We start from the raw sequence: 17,425 nt of genomic DNA on the forward strand, positions 1-17,425 counted from the left end.
GAGTGACAGCATGAGTCAGGAATGGGATGCCGGTCGGCTGGACAGCGACCTTGAAGGCGTAGCGTTCGATACCCTGGCAGTACGTGCCGGTCAGCACCGAACGCCGGAAGGCGAACACGGTGATCCGATGTTCTTCACCTCCAGCTACGTGTTCCGCACCGCTGCCGATGCGGCTGCGCGGTTCGCCGGTGAAGTGCCTGGCAACGTTTACTCGCGTTACACCAACCCGACCGTGCGCGCGTTCGAAGAGCGCATTGCCGCGCTGGAAAGCGCTGAGCAAGCCGTTGCGACCGCGACCGGTATGGCGGCAATCATGGCGGTGGTGATGAGCCTGTGCAGCGCCGGCGATCATGTGCTGGTGTCGCGCAGTGTATTCGGTTCGACCATCAGCCTGTTTGAGAAGTACTTCAAGCGTTTCGGCGTTGAAGTCGATTACGTGCCGCTCGCCGATCTGTCGGCGTGGGATGCAGCAATCAAATCGAACACCAGACTGCTGTTTGTCGAATCGCCGTCCAATCCTTTGGCTGAACTGGTCGATATCGCCGCGCTGGCCGAAATTGCTCACGCCAAGGGCGCGATGCTGGTGGTCGACAATTGTTTCTGCACGCCTGCCTTGCAACAGCCGCTGAAAATGGGGGCGGACATTGTTGTGCACTCGGCGACCAAGTTCATCGACGGCCAGGGCCGTTGCATGGGAGGCGTGGTGGCTGGTCGCAGTGAGCAAATGAAAGAAGTCGTCGGCTTCCTGCGCACTGCCGGGCCTACGCTGAGTCCGTTCAATGCGTGGATCTTCCTCAAAGGCCTGGAAACACTGAACCTGCGGATGAAGGCGCACTGCGCCAATGCCCAAGAGCTAGCCGAATGGCTGGAACAGCAGGACGGCATCGAGAAGGTGCATTACGCCGGCCTCAAGAGCCATCCGCAGCATGAGCTGGCTCAGCGTCAGCAGAAGGGCTTCGGTGCGGTGGTCAGTTTTGAAGTGAAGGGCGGCAAGGAAGGGGCCTGGCGCTTTATCGATGCGACCCGACTGATTTCGATCACCGCCAACCTCGGTGATAGCAAAACCACGATTACGCATCCAGGCACCACTTCCCACGGTCGTCTGTCGCCGCAAGAGCGTGAAGCGGCGGGTATCCGTGACAGCCTGATTCGCATTGCGGTCGGTCTGGAAGATGTGGCTGACCTGCAAGGCGATCTGGCACGCGGTCTGGCGGCGTTGTGATCGAGTTGTCCACTCCGCCAGCGGGTGCTCATGGCCGCGTCGCGCTGGTCACGGGTGCCGCGCGGGGTATCGGTCTGGGGATCGCGGCGTGGCTGATCAGCGAAGGCTGGCAGGTGGTGCTGACGGACCTGGATCGAGCGCGTGGCTCCAAAGTGGCAAAGGTGCTGGGCGAAAATGCCTGGTTCATTGCGATGGACGTGGCTGATGAGAATCAGGTGGCGCTGGGTGTCGCTGAGGTGTTGGGGCAGTTTGGTCGTCTCGATGCGTTGGTGTGCAATGCGGCGGTTGCCGATCCGCATAACATCACGTTGGAAAGCCTCGATCTGGCCTACTGGAATCGCGTGTTGGCGGTGAACCTCAGCGGGCCGATGTTGCTTGCCAAGCATTGTGCGCCCTATCTGCGCGCGCACAACGGATCGATCGTCAACCTGGCCTCGACCCGTGCCTGGCAATCGGAGGCTGATTCCGAGGCGTATGCGGCGAGCAAGGGTGGGTTATTGGCGCTGACGCATGCGTTGGCGATCAGCCTGGGGCCGGAGATTCGCGTCAATGCTGTCAGTCCGGGCTGGATCGATGCGCGAGATCCGTCTGTGCGACGGGCTGAGCCTTTGGCCGATGCTGATCATGCTCAGCATCCAGCGGGCAGGGTAGGGACGGTCGAAGACGTCGCGGCAATGGTCGCCTGGTTGCTGTCGAGGAATGCCGGGTTTGTCACGGGGCAGGAATTCGTCGTCGATGGCGGCATGACCAAGAAGATGATTTACAGCGACTAAACCGGGTAAGTATCCGGGCGTTTGTGATGAATGTGCCGCCGTCTTCGCGAGCAAGCCCGCTCCCACATTTGAAATGCATTTCTCCTGTGGGAGCGGGCTTGCTCGCGAGGACGGTCTTGCAGGATGGAAACAATTTTGTCTTTTTCAGAAAAACTTCAATCGTGCTATTGACTTAGGTTCTCTACCTGCGTAAATTTCGCGGCCTCGGAGATGCAAACGGGTGATTAGCTCAGCTGGGAGAGCGTCTGCCTTACAAGCAGAATGTCGGCGGTTCGATCCCGTCATCACCCACCACTCCCCGAGAAACTTGCGTAAGCAAGAGCGTAGGCTGAAAGTGCCTGCACCGACGCGCAGCGGTAGTTCAGTCGGTTAGAATACCGGCCTGTCACGCCGGGGGTCGCGGGTTCGAGTCCCGTCCGCTGCGCCATATTTTACGAGTCAGAGTGATCTGGTTCGCGATTGCCAAGCACCGAAGCTGGCAGTCAAAACGAGTTACTTGAGCGCAAGCTCAAAGCGATACGCAGCGGTAGTTCAGTCGGTTAGAATACCGGCCTGTCACGCCGGGGGTCGCGGGTTCGAGTCCCGTCCGCTGCGCCATATCTGCTTCAAGGATCACTGAACGCCTTGAAGCACCGAAAGCAGCCATAGGCTGGTTCGGAATCGATAGCAAAGACCCTGGTCGAAAGACCGGGGTTTTTTGTGTCTGAAATTTGGCTATTCCTCTTTCGTCTCTCTCCGAATCCAGCGCAACTCCCACAGGCTTGTTGATTCATGTCTGCGGGTTTGCTGCGGTCCCACGTCGCATTGATTTTTTGATTCTTTAGTCAGAAATTTGTATCTGGTTGTTTGCTGCGAGCCCAGAAACCTTTAAAGTTAACCTTTCGGTCAGCTTTGCACTGTCGACACGCCCTTTGTTTAGCCAAGAAGGGCTTCTGCAAGACTCGAGATTCCCAGTAGATAACCAGAAGGGCGGACACATAACCGCCCAGAGGATGATCCATGTCCAACCGTGATATATCCCGGCGCTCGTTCCTTCAGGGCGGGCTGGTGGCGGGTGTGAGCGTCACGCTCACGCCGCTCAGCAGTCAGGCGCTGGCTGCCTTGATGGAAAATAGTGTGACCGTGCCGTCCGAAAAGTGGCTCGGCAATAACGGCAAGGCGCGTCAGCGCAACGATGCCCTGTCCAAGGTCTGCGGCAGCAAAGTGTTTGCCCGCGACATCCGTTCCAAGGACATGCCGGGATGGCCTGAGCAACAAGGCCACGCCATGTTGCTGAAAACCATCAAGGCCGACCGTATTTACGATGGCTACGACCTGTCGTGGCTCGGCGCCGATTTGCAACCGGATCGCATCGTCACGGCTGCCGACCTGGACAAGGACGGCATCGTGTTCCCTGAAGAGCATGCGCCTGATCCGCTGCTGCCGCAGGGCAAAGTGCCGATGTTCATCGGTCACCCGGTGGCGATTCTGATCTGGAACGATTTCGAGCGTTTCCGTCAGGCCAAGAACAAACTCAAATTCAATGACAAGGCGATTCGTTACGGTGCCAAAGTGCCGTTCTACGAAGGCGATCCGTATGGCAGCTTCCGTTACGTGCGGGTGGGCGGTGCGACCTCTGCAGACGAAGACGAATTCGCCAGCCTCAAGGATTCGATCCTCTTTCCGATGCTGAAAAACCGTCGTCCGGTGTGGAATTCCCAGCCGAACTTGCACGGCAACCTGACCGAGCGCGGCCTGTTCTACGCCGACCGCATGAAAAAAGAGATTGATACCCCGCCAGACAACTGGCTGGTGTTCGACGAGCGCTACAAGACCCCTTCGATTGAGCCGGCAGCGATGGAGCCGGACAACGGCAATGGCTGGTACGACCCGAAAACCAAGACCCTGCACTTTGTAGTGGCGACCCAGTGCCCATTGGAAACAGCGACCGAGACGGCAAAAATGATCTCGCCGTCGCGCTTCGGCCTGACCCACCTGAACATGCACCCGGGTTACACCGTGGGTTACGGTTCCAAAGATCACAACATCTTCGTGTACTACGCAGCCCTTGCCGCACTGTACGGCGCCGGTGTGCCGGTGCGCCTGGCCAACGACCGCTATGAGCAGTTCCAGAGCGGCATCAAACGCCACCCATTCGACATCCGCTATCAACTGGCAGTGGACAAGAACGATTACACCTTCAAGATTTTCCGCGCCGAAATGAGCGTCGACGGTGGTGGCCGGATCAACTACAGCCCGTCCGTAGCTGCCGTTGGCGCCACGGCGGCGCAGTCGATCTACTACATGCCGCAGAACGACCTGCAAGTCACCGCCTATCACTCGCGCGCTGTTGAGGCCGGATCGATGCGCGGGTACGGCACCCTGCAAAGCATGGCGTCGACAGAAATGATGGTCGACGAAATCGCCAATCGTCTCGGTGTCGATGCCATCGACTTGCGTCGCAAGAATGCTCTGCGCTCCGGCATGAAAAACACTCAAGGCGCGATTCCGGCCGGTGCCCTGCGCCTGCACGAAATTCTCGACAAGGCCTCGGTGCACGAAGTCTGGAAAAACCGCGACGCGATCAAGAAGCAGCGCGAAGCCGCCGACCCGGACAACTGGTACGGCGTCGGTTTTGCCATTTGCCAGAAAGACTTCGGCACCGGTTCCGAAGCGCCGATGGCCAGCATCGAGTTCACTGCTGACGGTCGCATCACCCTGCGCCACATCGGCATCGAAATCGGCACCGGTATGTCCACCTCGCAAGCGCTGGTCGTGGCTGATTTCCTCGGCAGTCCGGCACACGAAGTGAAAACCGGCGAAACCGAATGGAAGGAAATGCAACTGATCACCAGCGGCAATCCTTACATCATGAGCCAGGCCGAGCAGGACAACCTGCTGCGCAACCCGCGTTGGGTGGGCAAATTGGCTTCGGCCTCGTCGGCGACCAACTCCGCTTACTACTTCAGTCACGCCACCCGTGAAGCGGCACGCGTGCTGTTCAACAACGGTCTGTGGCCGGCGGCAATGGAAATCTGGCGGCAGGGTCCTTACGGCGGTCAAGCCAACCCTTACGTCGTGCGTCGCGAAGACGCGCATTGGGTCGACGGCAAACTGACTGCCAACGGCATGCAGCCGCTGAGCTTCGAAGAGCTGGCCAGGCGCGCTCACGAGCGTGGTCTGGTGACCGGTGCCACCGTTCATGCGTTCAACCGCTGGAGCTGGGCCGAGGCCGAATACAGCATTGACGGCGTGCGTGAACGTCTGCCGCTCGATGGTCTGGCCGTGAAGTACGGCGACGGTGCGCCGAACGCGAAAAAGGCCCTGATGAATACCGCCGGTTTCCACTTGCTGGATCGTCAGAACATCAACTATCCCGTCGTGCAACTGAACAATGCCGCGGTGACTTACTACAGTCCGGTTGCCACGCTGGTTGAGTTGAAGGTCAACAAGGGTTCGGCGGAAGTTGAAGTACTCAACCACCATTCGTGGATCGAGTGCGGTCGTGTCCTGGTCGAAGAGCTGGTCAAGGGCCAGATGGAAGGTGGTATCGCCATGGGCATCGGTCACGCATTGATGGAAGAGATGCCGCTGTACGAAGGCGGGCCGGGAGAGGGTGACTGGAACTTCAACCGTTACCGTCTACCGATGGCGCGTCACGTTGCCGTGTGGAAACAGACGTCTGAGATTCTCCCGCCGTTGTCGCCAAGCGATCCGTCCAAAGGCATCGCCGAAGTGGTAATGATCCCGATTGTCGGCGCCATCGGTAACGCCGTGGCGCATGCCATCGGTAAACGTGTTCGCGACCTGCCAATCACTGCTGCGCGCATCAAGGAGGCCCTCAATGGCTAACCGTCCGCTTCAACTGACCCTCAACGGTCAATCCGTCGGTCCGGTGGACATCCCTGATGACCTGCCGATGATCGACTACCTGCACGAATACAAAAACCTCACCGGTTCGCGTCTGGGCTGCGGCCAGGGCATCTGCCACGCCTGCGTGGTGATCGTCGACAACCCGGACGGCACTAGCGAAGAAGTGCGCACCTGCATCACCGGTGCGCATTACTTCGAAGGCAAGAAAGTCCGCACCATTGAATCTCACGCCAAGCGTGACGAGTCGGGCCAGGTCACCGAACTGAACCCGATTCAGCAGCGCTTCGTCGATGAATTCGCGTTCCAGTGCAGCTACTGCGCGCCGGGTTTCGTCAACGCCGCGACCGTGTTGGTCGAGAAGCTGCAACGCCAGCCGACCGTGCAAAGCAAGCTCGAACAAGTCATCGAGGACAGTCTCGGCCATCACGTCTGCCGTTGTACCGGGTACGTGCGTTATTACAACGCCACCCGCAACGTGCTGACCGATCTCGGCCTGGTCAAGGAGGGTTAAGCATGAAGCCTTTTCTGACCCGCCTGACCCTGGCGGTCGGTCTTGCTGCGCCGGTGTTGTTTGTCCACGCCGATGATCAGGTCAAACGCGGCGAGTATCTCGCCCGCGCGGCTGACTGCATGGCTTGCCACACCGCACCGGGTGGCGCGCCATATGCCGGCGGCCTGCCGATTGTGTCGCCGTTCGGCACGATCTACGGCACCAACATCACCCCGAGCAAGGAGCACGGCATCGGTTTGTACAACGATGAGGAGTTCTTTGCCGCGCTGACTGAAGGCAAGCGTCGTGATGGCGCGAACCTGTATCCGGCGATGCCGTATACCTCGTATCACCTGATGCCACGGGCAGACTCGGATGCGATCCATGCCTATCTGAAAACCGTCGAGCCGATTGAGCGTGCGGCACCTGTAACCAGTCTGAGCTTCCCGTTCAACGTGCGGCCAGGCCTGATCGGCTGGAACATGATGTACGGCAAGGACTTGAAGCTGGAGCCTGCCGAAGGCAAAAGCGAAGCCTGGAAACGCGGCCAGTACATGGTCGAAGTGCTCGGACACTGCGGCGAATGCCACACCCCGCGCGGCCTGCCGGGCGCGATGCAGCTGGACAAACGCCTGACCGGCGGCATCCTCAATGGTTATCTGGCCCCGAGCCTGTTGGCCACTGATCTGGCTGCGCGCGGCTGGAACGAAGAGGACCTGAGCACTTTCCTCAAGCACGGCATGAGCGCGCAAGGCACGATGTTCAACGAAATGTTCCCGGTGTTCCACAACAGCACCCAAGGCCTGGAGGATGCTGATCTGGCGGCGATGGCGACCTTCCTGCTCGGCGATCAACCGCCGGCAGCCAAAGCGCTGGTTGAAGTGCCGGTAGAGCAACTCAGCGCCAGTGCTCAGCGTGGTCGTCAGGAATACCTGAACGTCTGCGCCGGATGTCATGCGGCGGGTGGTGAAGGCAAGCCGCACATTGCGGTGGCGATGCGCGGCAACACCACGTTGCGCCTGGAAGACCCGCGCAACCTGTTGCGGGTGATCGAGGATGGTATCGGCGAGCAGAAATTCTCCGGGTTCGAGCACATGCAGCCGATGCCGGGTTTTGCTGACAAGCTCAGCCCTGAACAGCTGACAGATTTGCTGAACTACCTGCGCCAGGGTTGGGGTGGTCAGTCCGCCGAGCTGGCAGTCAGCGAGGTGCAAAAGCTGCAAGCTGACGCGCCGTCCATCGAGCACAAGGCGCACTGACATGCAGCATCTCGATCTGCAAGTGGTGCGCCGTGCGCTGGAGTGGTCGGTGGCGGGGCAGCGCATCTGGCTCTGCACGGTGCTGGCGACTTACGGTTCGGCGCCGCGTGCGCCGGGTTCGCTGCTGGCAGTGAATGACGGCGGGAAGTGGATCGGGTCGTTGTCCGGTGGTTGCGTCGAGGAGGATTTCCTCGAGCGCGTCGCTGAAGGGGCGTTTCTTGACCCGGTCAATGTCGTGCGCTACGGCGAGGGCGACGACCCGCGTTCGCGAGTCAGTCTGCCCTGTGGTGGCATTCTCGATGTGCTGGTAGAGAAATTTGACGCTGGTTGCGATGTACAGGCGCATTTGCGCGAACTGGAATCGGCGCTGCTCGGCCAGCGTCGCTTGATTCGCGAAGTCGATCTGAGCAGCGGGGCGCGCAGCCTGTTCGCGGATCGTGAGCAGGGCGCGCGGATCGAGCGTGAGATTGATCGGGTACGCATTCGTGTCGGTGCGGCGCAGCGTCTGTTGCTCGCTGGATATTCCAGCGTTGCGCAGGCGTGTGCCGATTTTGCCGTCGGCCTCGGGTTCGAAGTGATTCTCTGCGACCCGCGTGATGAAGTGCTTGAGGGCGTAGTGCTTGATGGCGTGGAGATTCGTCGACAATTACCGTCAGCGTTCATTGCTGACGGTGGCTGTCATCGCGATACGGCGGTGGTGGCGCTAACTCATGATCCGCGTATCGACGACCTGGCGATGATGGAAGCGGTGCGCACTGAAGCGTTCTACATTGGCGTGATGGGTTCGCTGCAGACCTCGCAGAAACGCTTCGAGCGTTTGCGTCGGATTGGTGGGCTGGGGGAGGGTGAGTTGGCGCGGATTCATGCCCCGATCGGTCTTAACCTGGGCAGCAAGACACCGGCGGAAATCGCACTGGCTGTGCTCGCAGATATCTTGCGGATTCGTAGCGGGATTGCTCGGGATCAGCTGTGAGTGTTGAGCAATAAAAAGGCCGCTTTCGCGGCCTTTTTTTACATTCCGAATTTATCGCGAAGTCCGTAATACCACGCGCCCAGTGCGGCGAAAGGCGTGCGCAATAGTTGCCCGCCGGGAAACGGGTAGTGCGGCAAATCGGCAAACGCATCAAAGCGCTCGGCCTGACCGCGCAACGCTTCCGCCAATACCTTGCCGGCCAAGTGCGTATAGGTCACACCGTGGCCGCTGCAACCTTGTGAGTAATAGATGTTGTCGCCCAGGCGCCCAACCTGTGGCAAACGCGACAGGGTGAGAAGGAAATTTCCGGTCCAGGCGTAGTCGATCTTCACATTCTTGAGCTGGGGGAATGCCTTGAGCATTTTCGGGCGGATGATCGCTTCGATATTGGCCGGGTCCCGCGCGCCGTAGACCACACCACCGCCGAAGATCAGACGCTTGTCGCCAGTCAGGCGATAGTAGTCGAGCAGGTAATTGCAGTCTTCAACGCAGTAATCCTGCGGCAGCAGCGTGTTTGCCAGATCATCACCCAGCGGCTCGGTGGTAATCACCTGAGTGCCGCACGGCATCGATTTGGCCGCCAGTTCCGGGACCAGATTGCCGAGATAGGCGTTGCCGGCGACGATGATGAACTTGGCCCTGACTTTACCTTGCGGCGTATGTACCACCGGGTTGGCGCCGCGCTCGATGCGCACGGCAGGCGATTGCTCATGGATAGTCCCGCCGAGCGATTCAACGGCAGCCGCCTCGCCAAGGGCCAGGTTGAGCGGATGAATATGTCCGCCACTCATGTCGAGCATGCCGCCGACATATTGATCGCAAGCCACCACTTCGCGGATGCGGCGCTGGTCAAGCAGCTCAAGTTGCGCATGGCCGAAGCGCTCCCAGAGACGCTTCTGCGATTCCAGGTGCCCCATCTGCTTGGCAGTGAGGGCGGCAAACACGCCGCCATCCTTCAGGTCGCACTGGATGTTGTATTTGGCCACACGCTCGCGAATGATCCTGCCTCCTTCAAAGGCCATCTGCCCGAGCAATTGCGCCTGCTTCGGGCCGACGCTGCGCTCGATCACGTCGATGTCGCGGCTATAGCTGTTAACGATCTGCCCACCGTTACGCCCGGAGGCGCCGAAACCTACCTTGGCCGCTTCCAGTACCGTCACGCGAAACCCGTTCTCCAACAGGAACAGGGCAGAGGACAATCCGGTGTACCCGGCGCCGATCACACAGACATCCGTCTCCACATCATCCTGCAAGGCTGGACGTGGCGGCACGGCGTTGGCCGACGCAGCGTAATAAGACTCTGGGTAAGGGGTGTTCGCCATCCTGCAGCCTCTGTTTAATATATTTTACGAGTGCGTTGATCCTACCCGAGTTGAAAAACCTCCGCCAGCCACCGGAAATTCTACGTTGTAGCTCCGAAATTAAATATTTTGCATATTCATAGGGTTAGGTGAAAAAAAGGTGTTGACACCCCTCCGGAATTCCGTAGAATGCCGCCTCACAGCAGGCACGTAGCTCAGTTGGTTAGAGCACCACCTTGACATGGTGGGGGTCGTTGGTTCGAGTCCAATCGCGCCTACCAAACAAAATCCGCTCTGCTGGGCGGTCTGGAAGGGCTCACCGAAAGGTGGGCCCTTTTTTGTTGTCTGCGATTTGCAAAACTTTTTCAAACTTCCACTCAGGATGCAAATTCGGCGGCTTCTTCTTTTACCCAAATGTTTGCTCTGTCCGCCACAGCCGTTCCTGCCATGCCTGCCTGGCGCAGCAGTTCGCAAATTGCCGTTTGTCTATACGCGCCTTGTAAAACCTTCGGAGATTGAAGGGTTTACGTGTTTATTTAACCGACCGGTTATCAAAAACGCCTTGTTTGAGAGTGTGAACTTCAGTAACATTCGCCCCGCGTTCACCACCACGGTTTATGCATTTTTAAATCCCAAGCTTCCATCAGCTGCTTGGGATTTTTTTTGCCTGCGATTTGGCGATTGCGGCGCTTTTCCCTCCTGCACAAGTAGCGTTGATTCGCTGCGGGCAAATCCCTGTTTTTTCGACTACTACTGACTGGCCGATTTTCAACGCTTGATCAAGGGGCACGTCGATGTGGGTTCTCTGGTTTCTCGCTGCTATTCATCTTCTGGCTTTCGTCTTGGGTTTCTGGGCGGTATTGGCGCGCGGGACTGCATTCAGTCGTCTGGCGGCCGGCGCGGGCGAGGCCAGGCGAGTTCTGCTCGTTGACAATATTTGGGGGATCTCGGCGCTGGTTCTGCTGGTAACCGGAGCGATGAGAGTGTTCGGCGGCTATGAAAAAGGCACTGACTACTACCTTCATCAACCTTTGTTCCACCTGAAGATGACGTTGTTCGTGCTGATCCTGCTGATAGAGCTCGCCCCGATGATTACGTTGATCAAGTGGCGGATCGCAGCGGCCAAGGGAGCGGCGTTTGATACCGGGCGTGCAAAGCTGTACGCGCGGATCAGTCATGTCGAAGCGCTGTTGCTGATATTGATGATGGTTGCGGCCACAGGCATGGCGCGGAGTGTGGCATTCGGTTAAGAGGGCGAATCCGACGCGCCTTATCGGAAACGTCCGACAGCCAGCGATGTGGTTGGCGGGTAGTATCGGGCATCAATAGAGGGGAAGGTACTGCAGGGAGAGCGAGGGGGTGTTTCAGGCGCCGTGCCCGGCGGAGCGGGACGCGGATTGCGATACGGCGCGTGAATCTTTAGCCAGTCATTGCGCAGGGGCAAACGAACTGGCTACTGACGGCGATGCGGCTCAGGGAGTTTGTGGTTTGTCCGGTGCGGTCAGGCCAGCCTGAATGCGCTGGTAAATCTCTTCGCGGTGAACTGCCACGTTTTTCGGCGCGTTGATGCCGATACGTACTTGTTGGCCGCTAACGCCCAGAATGGTGATCGTGATGTCATCACCGATATTTATGCTTTCACCGACTTTGCGGGTGAGTATCAGCATGGTCTTCTCCTTGATTGCTTTGTAGGGCACCTGATTCAGACAGTGCAGAGGTCGGTGGTACGTATAGATTAGTGCGAAGTCTCACGGTTTGGGTGCCTCTTTCTGACGCGCAGATGCGGCATTAATTCCCAGGGCGTAACTATACAGAGGCTGCAATCATCAATCTCGTTGTTTTGTGCCCATTTTGCGGGGCTCGCGAAGTATTTATGAATGATAAGATCGCCGCTTTGAGAATTTCGAGGGAAGCGTTGTGCGCAAATTGGTCTGGTTGGTGGCGGCACTGGCATTGGCAGGTTGTGGTGAAGGCAAAAGTGTAGACGTAAAAACGCCGAAAGAGAGCGTTGCAGCAGCGCCTGCGGTGGCCGCTGCTCCGCAGTGGGATCTCGAAGTGCGCGGGGAAACCCCTCAGGCTGTCAGCGATCTGAGTGGCTGGTTGATCGAGCATGCTTTCGTTCCAACCGTGGTCAGGGATGGCAGCGGCAAAACGCGCATTCTGATTGGTCCGTTCAACTCACAGGCTGAGGCTGAATCCCGAAAGGTGCAGGTCGATGCGGCGCTGGTGAAAGCCAAGAAACAGAACATTGAGTCGGTGGTGATCGAGCATCCGATCACGCCGTAAACGTTCCACCCGGCGGAGCTGCCTAAAGGCAATCAACTGCGATTCGTTCCTATTGAGTCGTTGATGATTTCCAGAGGGAGCTCCCCATGGCCTCCGCCAATCCTTACAAATTGTTTGATGCCACCCTGAGCCGCAAAACTCAGTTGAGCCCGCACCTGATGCGGGTCACGCTTGCAGGTCCGCCAGTTCACGAAATGGCCACATGGGCGCCGGATCAGCGGGTAAAGCTGTTTTTCCCGGCTGCTGATGGTTCGCACTCGAAGCTTTCCCAAGAGGAGGGCTGGTTCGCTCGATTCAAGGCGATGCTTGTGGATCGACGACCGGCGATGCGCACCTACACCATCCGCCATTTGCGTGCAGACCAAGGTGAAGTCGATATCGATTTTGTCCTGCATGGCGAAACCGGCCCGGCCTCACGTTGGGCATTGCGCGCGCAACCCGGTGACTCGATGCAGATACTCGCTCCCGACAGTCATTTCTCGGCACGTGAAGCCGGTGGCTTTGAATGGAAGCCACCGCAAGTACTCCATCAGTTGCTGCTTGTTGCCGATGCGACCGCGTTGCCCGCAGCAATGGGCATTCTGGATAAGCTGGCCGCAATGGCTGAGCCGCCCAGAACCCAGGCTTTCTTCGAAATCGACACAGCACAAGACATGCTTGCCATTCCTGATTGGCCGGGCTTGTCGGTGCAATGGCTGATTCGCGAGCAGTCCGGTACATCAATCGCCGGAACATTGATGGTGGACGCTGTACGGCAGGCATCGTCGCCAATCCAGACGGCCTCGGCAGGGCGAGCCGTTGAGCTGGCCGAGGTCGATATCGACATGGATATTCTCTGGGAAATCGCCGGCACGGCCTCCGATGGTTTCTATGGCTGGATTGCTGGCGAAAGTGCGGCAGTCCTGAGTCTGCGTAAATACCTGATCAAGGAGTGCGGCATTCCACGAGAGTCGCTCAATCTGATGGGGTACTGGCGCTACAACAAGGCCGGAAGCTAGGCACAAAAAAGGCCTCGAACATAACGTTCGAGGCCTTTGTGTTGCGTAATGAGTCAGCCGCAGGATTTCAGATTCACCGGACCGACGAATTCGTTACCGCGTCCCATCACGCACGCCACACTCTGGTTTCGCTGACGCTCCCAGTCTTGTACCGGATAGGTCTTGTCCCACGCCTCATACAATTGCCGATCCTGCTTCGACAGGCGCAAACCATAGTGCTTGCTCATGTAGAAATAGGTACGGGCGATCATGCCGCGAATCGAAGGGCGGGGCATGACCTTCTTCGCCTTGAAGTCGACCTGGGTCAGGCATGAGCCGTATTGGCCGGATTGCACCGGTAGCCAGCCGTAGCTGAAGTTGCTGCGATCACCGTTGACCTCGCCAATGCTAGGCACCAGGTTGTGCAAGTCGGCTTCGGCCTTCTGATAGCTCGGATCATAGCGTGTGCAATTCTTGCGTCCGCCTTCCTGCCAGCATTGGCGCTGATGGCCGAATTGCCAGGCCGGCACAATGTGTTCCCACTCGATGCGCGAAGCGCGCTTGGCGTTTTTGCGTGGTACGTAGCCACAAGCCTTCAAATCCACCTTGTTGCCAGTGTATTTGCAGCCGCAATAGAACTCGGTGGATTGGGGAGCATAGAGCTTCCAGGCGGCCTTCTTGGCTTCGCTGAATGTGCGGGGTGCGCCGGCCTGGGCGCCCATGGTGATGAACAACAACAGAAAAGCAAAACAGCGGACACTCATTGAATCAATCTTCCTTCGGCACAACCCAAAAAATCTGCACGCCACCATCGTCGCGGTAGGCGAGGGTGACGTTGTCGTTCTCGTCGATTTCCTCGAGCAGCCGCTCCCACTCGTCCATCGGCTCGTCCGGCAGGCGGAAGATCAGTGCAGCTTTGGCTTTTTGTGCGGTAGGAGAATTGATGATTTTCTGAACGCGTATACCCATGCGTTCGAAAGCGTCAGGAGCATCAGAGGAGGTGGCCACAAGGTTATCCTTATCAAGCTGTACGTGCATACAGTATTTAACTGTAAGCATTTTCGCAACTGCTTAAAATTCAAGAAAATCCTCTGACAGCGGTTTTCCGATTTTGGTGTAAGTCGGATCGAGTTTTTTGTAGGAAAAATAGATAGGTGCTGTGAGCAGCGCACCTTTTGCCAAGTGGGCAACCGGTGCGCCGAGTGCTCGCTCGGATTTGAGCGAGCGAAGGGCAATCAGTATTCCCAGAACATCCGCTGCAGCTCTTTGCTGTCGTTGGTTTTGGTCAAAGCGACCATTGCCAGAATGCGTGCTTTTTGCGGGTTCAGGTCGTTAGCGACGACCCAGTCGTACTTGTCGTCAGGCTGTTCGGCGTTACGTAGAACGAAGCCGCCGGCATTGACGTGGGACGAGCGGATGATCTGCACGCCGTCCTTGCGCAAGGCTTGCAGGGTCGGCACCACGCGAGAAGAGACCGAGCCGTTGCCAGTGCCGGCATGGATGATGGCTTTGGCGCCGGATTGGGCGAGAGCCTTGTAGGCGGTGTCGCTCACATTGCCGTAGGAATAGGCGATTTCTACGTCAGGAAGGCTCTTGATGTTTTTGATGTCGAATTCCGAGTCCATGGTGTGGCGTTTGGCCGGCAAACGGAACCAGTAGGATTTGCCTTCGACCACCATGCCCAATGGACCCCAGGCGCTTTTGAACGCTTCGGTCTTGATGTTGATCATTTTGCTGACGTCGCGACCGGACTGGATTTCATCATTCATGGTCACCAGCACGCCTTTGCCGCGAGCGTCTTTGCTGCTCGCGACGGCCACTGCGTTGTACAGGTTGAGCATGCCGTCCGCCGACATGGCGGTGCCTGGGCGCATGGAGCCGACCACGATGATCGGCTTGTCGGTTTTCTCGACCAGATTGAGGAAGTAAGCGGTTTCTTCCAGGGTGTCGGTGCCATGGGTGATGACGATGCCATCGACGTCTTTGCTGTCAGCCAATTCGGCGACGCGACGACCCAAATGCAACAGGTTTTCGTTAGTGATGCTTTCCGAAGCGATTTGCATCACCTGTTCGCCGCGCACATTGGCCAGCTTGCTCAATTCGGGAATGCCGGCGATCAATTGCTCGACGCCGACCTTGGCGGCCTGGTAGGTCGCGCTGTTGGCAGCACTGGCGCCAGCGCCGGCAATGGTGCCGCCGGTGGCAAGTACCACGACATTGGCGAGTTTGGTCTGGGTTTCGACTTCTTTTGCCTGAAGGGCAGCAGGCAGGAGCAGGAGGAGGGCCAAAGCGCCCGGAACGAAGGTGTTGAAAGCAGATTTCATTATTTTTCTCTCTAGTAGTGAGACGGTGCTGATGCAGGTTCATCTAGATGCGCCCCGGGCCGATCTGGATGCCTGGGGTGAAGGGTAGGGAGCAGGATCTGTACCATTCGTACTGTGCTTGAGAAAAATGTTTAAGCCTATGATTTAAATCAATATTTTGTGAGGAGATAAAACCTTTCTTCATTTTGTTTATCCGGCTTTCCGAACAATGAATACGTTTCGTGTTCGGTTCACCGAAAGGGACTACGGAGTCTGCTGGCAATAAGGCTGTCGATCTCCCCCTGCTGTGCTAAAGAAATGATTGCGCAGGCCGATGAGCGTTCAAGGAATTCAGTTTTAAAGGAGTGCACATGTCACTGACAGTCGGTTTCGCAAATCCCGGCAATGTCACGATTGGCGGTAAATCGCCCGCGACGATCAACGCCCTGAGCGATGCGAGCGCAGAGGCGTCCGACCAGGCACTGGGAACGGTGAAGGCAGATACCAGCCAGATTGCCGCCGGTGGAGCCGGTGGAGCCGGACAGGCGGACAATAAAGCCGATAGCGGCGATAACCTGAGCGTCACCGTGAAGATGCTGCTCAAGCGTATGCAGGAATTGCAGAAACAATTGCAGGAGCAGCAACAGCAATTGGCGGCAGCACAGGCTGCGAGCTATCCGACACCTGAAGCCAAGTCCCAGGCGGTCATGTCCATTCAGGGGCAGACTGCTCAGACCAGTGGCGCGCTGATGGAAGTGGCGGGCGCGCTGCTCAAGGAAATGTCCAAGGGTTCAGGTAGCGGTAATCTGGTCAATACCACGGTTTGAATCATCGAGCGGGCGAATCCAGGGATTCGTCCAAAAAATGACGATTTCAGCGTGTTGACAAATGTCGGCGGGATTCGCATAGTTCGGTCTACGCAAACGTTTGCGTGGCGTTCCTCCGAAGGTGTCTGCCGGAAGAAAGCCATGTAGCCTGCGCCAGCGCAAGCGTTGCTCACAATAATCATAAGATCGGAGTGAACCCATGAAGCTGCCATTCGCTGGACGTCTTCTCGCTGTCGCTATGCTGGCTGCTGCAGCCACCACACTGCCTGTCTCCTCGGCGTTTGCCGAATCTCCTGAAAAACCAAAAGTCGCCCTGGTCATGAAGTCCCTGGCCAACGAATTCTTCCTGACCATGGAAGACGGCGCCAAGGCTTACCAGAAAGAACACTCCGCCGATTTCGACCTGATCTCCAACGGCATCAAGGACGAGACCGATACTGCCGGCCAGACCCGAATCGTCGAGCAGATGATCCTGGCGAAGGTCAATGCGCTGGTCATCGCGCCGTCTGATTCGAAGGCCATGGTGCCGGTGATCAAGAAAGCGGTCGATGCCGGTATCACCGTGATCAACATCGACAACCAGCTTGATCCGGCAATCGTCAAAAGCAAAAACATCAGCGTTCCCTTCGTAGGCCCGGACAACCGTAAGGGTGCGCGTCTGGTGGGCGAATACCTGGCCAAGCAACTGAAGGCCGGCGACCAGGTCGGCATCATTGAAGGCGTTTCTACGACGACCAATGCCCAGCAGCGTACTGCTGGCTTCAAGGACGCCATGGATGCGGCACAGATCAAGGTCGTTTCCTTGCAGTCCGGGGACTGGGAAATCGACAAGGGCAACAAGGTTGCCGCTTCGATACTCAGCGAATACCCGGATGTCAAGGCGCTGCTGGCCGGTAACGACAGCATGGCCGTGGGTGCTGTTTCCGCAGTACGCGCCGCGGGCAAGGCAGGTCAGGTTCAGGTCGTCGGGTACGACAACATCAACGCGATCAAGCCGATGCTGAAAGACGGCCGTGTGCTGGCAACGGCCGATCAGTTCGCTGCCAGGCAAGCGGTATTCGGCATTGAAACTGCGCTGAAAATCATCAAGGGCGAAAAAGTCGACAGCGGCGCCAATGGCGTGATCGAAACGCCGGTCGAACTGGTCACCCAGTAAGTCTTC

The 17,425-nt window shown here is 57.9% G+C and carries 16 protein-coding genes and 4 tRNA genes; 15 read left to right on the forward strand and 5 right to left on the reverse strand.

Annotation, left to right across the window (positions count from 1 at the left end; genetic code table 11):
* Positions 1 to 10: 10 nt before the first annotated feature.
* From AACY19_RS14110 to AACY19_RS14150, 9 genes are all read left to right on the forward strand, one after another.
* Positions 11 to 1,222 carry an O-succinylhomoserine sulfhydrylase gene (locus tag AACY19_RS14110; protein ID WP_339451093.1) on the forward strand — a complete coding sequence of 404 codons (1,212 nt, stop codon included), beginning with the start codon at positions 11 to 13 and terminating at the stop codon, positions 1,220 to 1,222.
* A complete protein-coding gene (locus AACY19_RS14115; protein ID WP_339451095.1) occupies positions 1,219 to 1,995 on the forward strand; it encodes an SDR family oxidoreductase in 777 nt (258 codons plus the stop codon). Before AACY19_RS14110 ends, AACY19_RS14115 begins: the two co-directional genes overlap by 4 nt.
* A gap of 218 nt (positions 1,996 to 2,213) precedes the next feature.
* A tRNA-Val gene (locus AACY19_RS14120) sits at positions 2,214 to 2,289 on the forward strand.
* A gap of 56 nt (positions 2,290 to 2,345) precedes the next feature.
* Positions 2,346 to 2,422: transfer RNA gene (locus tag AACY19_RS14125), tRNA-Asp, on the forward strand.
* A 93-nt stretch (positions 2,423 to 2,515) separates the two neighbouring features.
* A tRNA-Asp gene (locus AACY19_RS14130) sits at positions 2,516 to 2,592 on the forward strand.
* 402 nt (positions 2,593 to 2,994) lie between these two features.
* A complete protein-coding gene (locus AACY19_RS14135; RefSeq protein ID WP_339451097.1) occupies positions 2,995 to 5,826 on the forward strand; it encodes a xanthine dehydrogenase family protein molybdopterin-binding subunit in 2,832 nt (943 codons plus the stop codon).
* A complete protein-coding gene (locus tag AACY19_RS14140; protein WP_038369461.1) occupies positions 5,819 to 6,358 on the forward strand; it encodes a (2Fe-2S)-binding protein in 540 nt (179 codons plus the stop codon). Before AACY19_RS14135 ends, AACY19_RS14140 begins: the two co-directional genes overlap by 8 nt.
* Positions 6,359 to 6,360: 2 nt before the next feature.
* Positions 6,361 to 7,596, forward strand: coding sequence for a c-type cytochrome (locus AACY19_RS14145; protein ID WP_339451102.1), 1,236 nt, complete (start codon positions 6,361 to 6,363; stop codon positions 7,594 to 7,596).
* A gap of 1 nt (position 7,597) precedes the next feature.
* Positions 7,598 to 8,569: an XdhC family protein gene (locus tag AACY19_RS14150; RefSeq protein WP_339451104.1), complete on the forward strand. Its 972-nt coding sequence runs from the start codon at positions 7,598 to 7,600 to the stop codon at positions 8,567 to 8,569.
* A 38-nt stretch (positions 8,570 to 8,607) separates the two neighbouring features.
* On the opposite strand, the gene AACY19_RS14155 is transcribed toward AACY19_RS14150, so the two are convergent.
* A complete protein-coding gene (locus tag AACY19_RS14155) occupies positions 8,608 to 9,891 on the reverse strand; it encodes an NAD(P)/FAD-dependent oxidoreductase (RefSeq protein ID WP_339451106.1) in 1,284 nt (427 codons plus the stop codon).
* A gap of 183 nt (positions 9,892 to 10,074) precedes the next feature.
* Between AACY19_RS14155 and AACY19_RS14160 the strand changes: the two genes are divergently transcribed.
* Positions 10,075 to 10,151, forward strand: a tRNA-Val gene (locus AACY19_RS14160).
* 513 nt (positions 10,152 to 10,664) lie between these two features.
* Positions 10,665 to 11,120, forward strand: a complete 456-nt coding sequence (locus AACY19_RS14165; protein WP_339451108.1) for a DUF2214 family protein — start codon at positions 10,665 to 10,667, stop codon at positions 11,118 to 11,120.
* A 222-nt stretch (positions 11,121 to 11,342) separates the two neighbouring features.
* Here AACY19_RS14165 and csrA read toward each other — a convergent pair whose 3' ends face one another.
* Entirely contained in the window at positions 11,343 to 11,537 is a 195-nt protein-coding gene (csrA, locus tag AACY19_RS14170; RefSeq protein WP_003179932.1) for a carbon storage regulator CsrA, read from the reverse strand.
* Positions 11,538 to 11,787: 250 nt separating this feature from the next.
* Here csrA and AACY19_RS14175 point away from each other — a divergent pair, with 250 nt between their 5' ends.
* Positions 11,788 to 12,156, forward strand: a complete 369-nt coding sequence (locus AACY19_RS14175) for an SPOR domain-containing protein (protein WP_339451110.1) — start codon at positions 11,788 to 11,790, stop codon at positions 12,154 to 12,156.
* A gap of 86 nt (positions 12,157 to 12,242) precedes the next feature.
* Positions 12,243 to 13,154 carry a siderophore-interacting protein gene (locus tag AACY19_RS14180; protein WP_339451112.1) on the forward strand — a complete coding sequence of 304 codons (912 nt, stop codon included), beginning with the start codon at positions 12,243 to 12,245 and terminating at the stop codon, positions 13,152 to 13,154.
* Between the two features lie 53 nt (positions 13,155 to 13,207).
* On the opposite strand, the gene AACY19_RS14185 is transcribed toward AACY19_RS14180, so the two are convergent.
* The 3 genes from AACY19_RS14185 to AACY19_RS14195 form a co-directional block, all read right to left on the reverse strand.
* Entirely contained in the window at positions 13,208 to 13,897 is a 690-nt protein-coding gene (locus AACY19_RS14185) for an endonuclease I family protein (RefSeq protein ID WP_339451114.1), read from the reverse strand.
* 4 nt (positions 13,898 to 13,901) lie between these two features.
* Complete coding sequence (locus AACY19_RS14190; RefSeq protein WP_339451116.1) at positions 13,902 to 14,192, reverse strand: DUF1654 domain-containing protein; 291 nt, start codon at positions 14,190 to 14,192, stop codon at positions 13,902 to 13,904.
* A gap of 176 nt (positions 14,193 to 14,368) precedes the next feature.
* Entirely contained in the window at positions 14,369 to 15,457 is a 1,089-nt protein-coding gene (locus tag AACY19_RS14195; protein WP_339451118.1) for an asparaginase, read from the reverse strand.
* A 350-nt stretch (positions 15,458 to 15,807) separates the two neighbouring features.
* Here AACY19_RS14195 and AACY19_RS14200 point away from each other — a divergent pair, with 350 nt between their 5' ends.
* Entirely contained in the window at positions 15,808 to 16,263 is a 456-nt protein-coding gene (locus tag AACY19_RS14200) for a hypothetical protein (RefSeq protein ID WP_339451119.1), read from the forward strand.
* Positions 16,264 to 16,462: 199 nt separating this feature from the next.
* Complete coding sequence (locus AACY19_RS14205) at positions 16,463 to 17,419, forward strand: sugar ABC transporter substrate-binding protein (protein ID WP_339451120.1); 957 nt, start codon at positions 16,463 to 16,465, stop codon at positions 17,417 to 17,419.
* The last annotated feature ends 6 nt before the right edge of the window (positions 17,420 to 17,425 follow it).

The organism is Pseudomonas sp. EA_5y_Pfl2_R50 (genome assembly GCF_963970475.1).
GTDB lineage: Bacteria > Pseudomonadota > Gammaproteobacteria > Pseudomonadales > Pseudomonadaceae > Aquipseudomonas.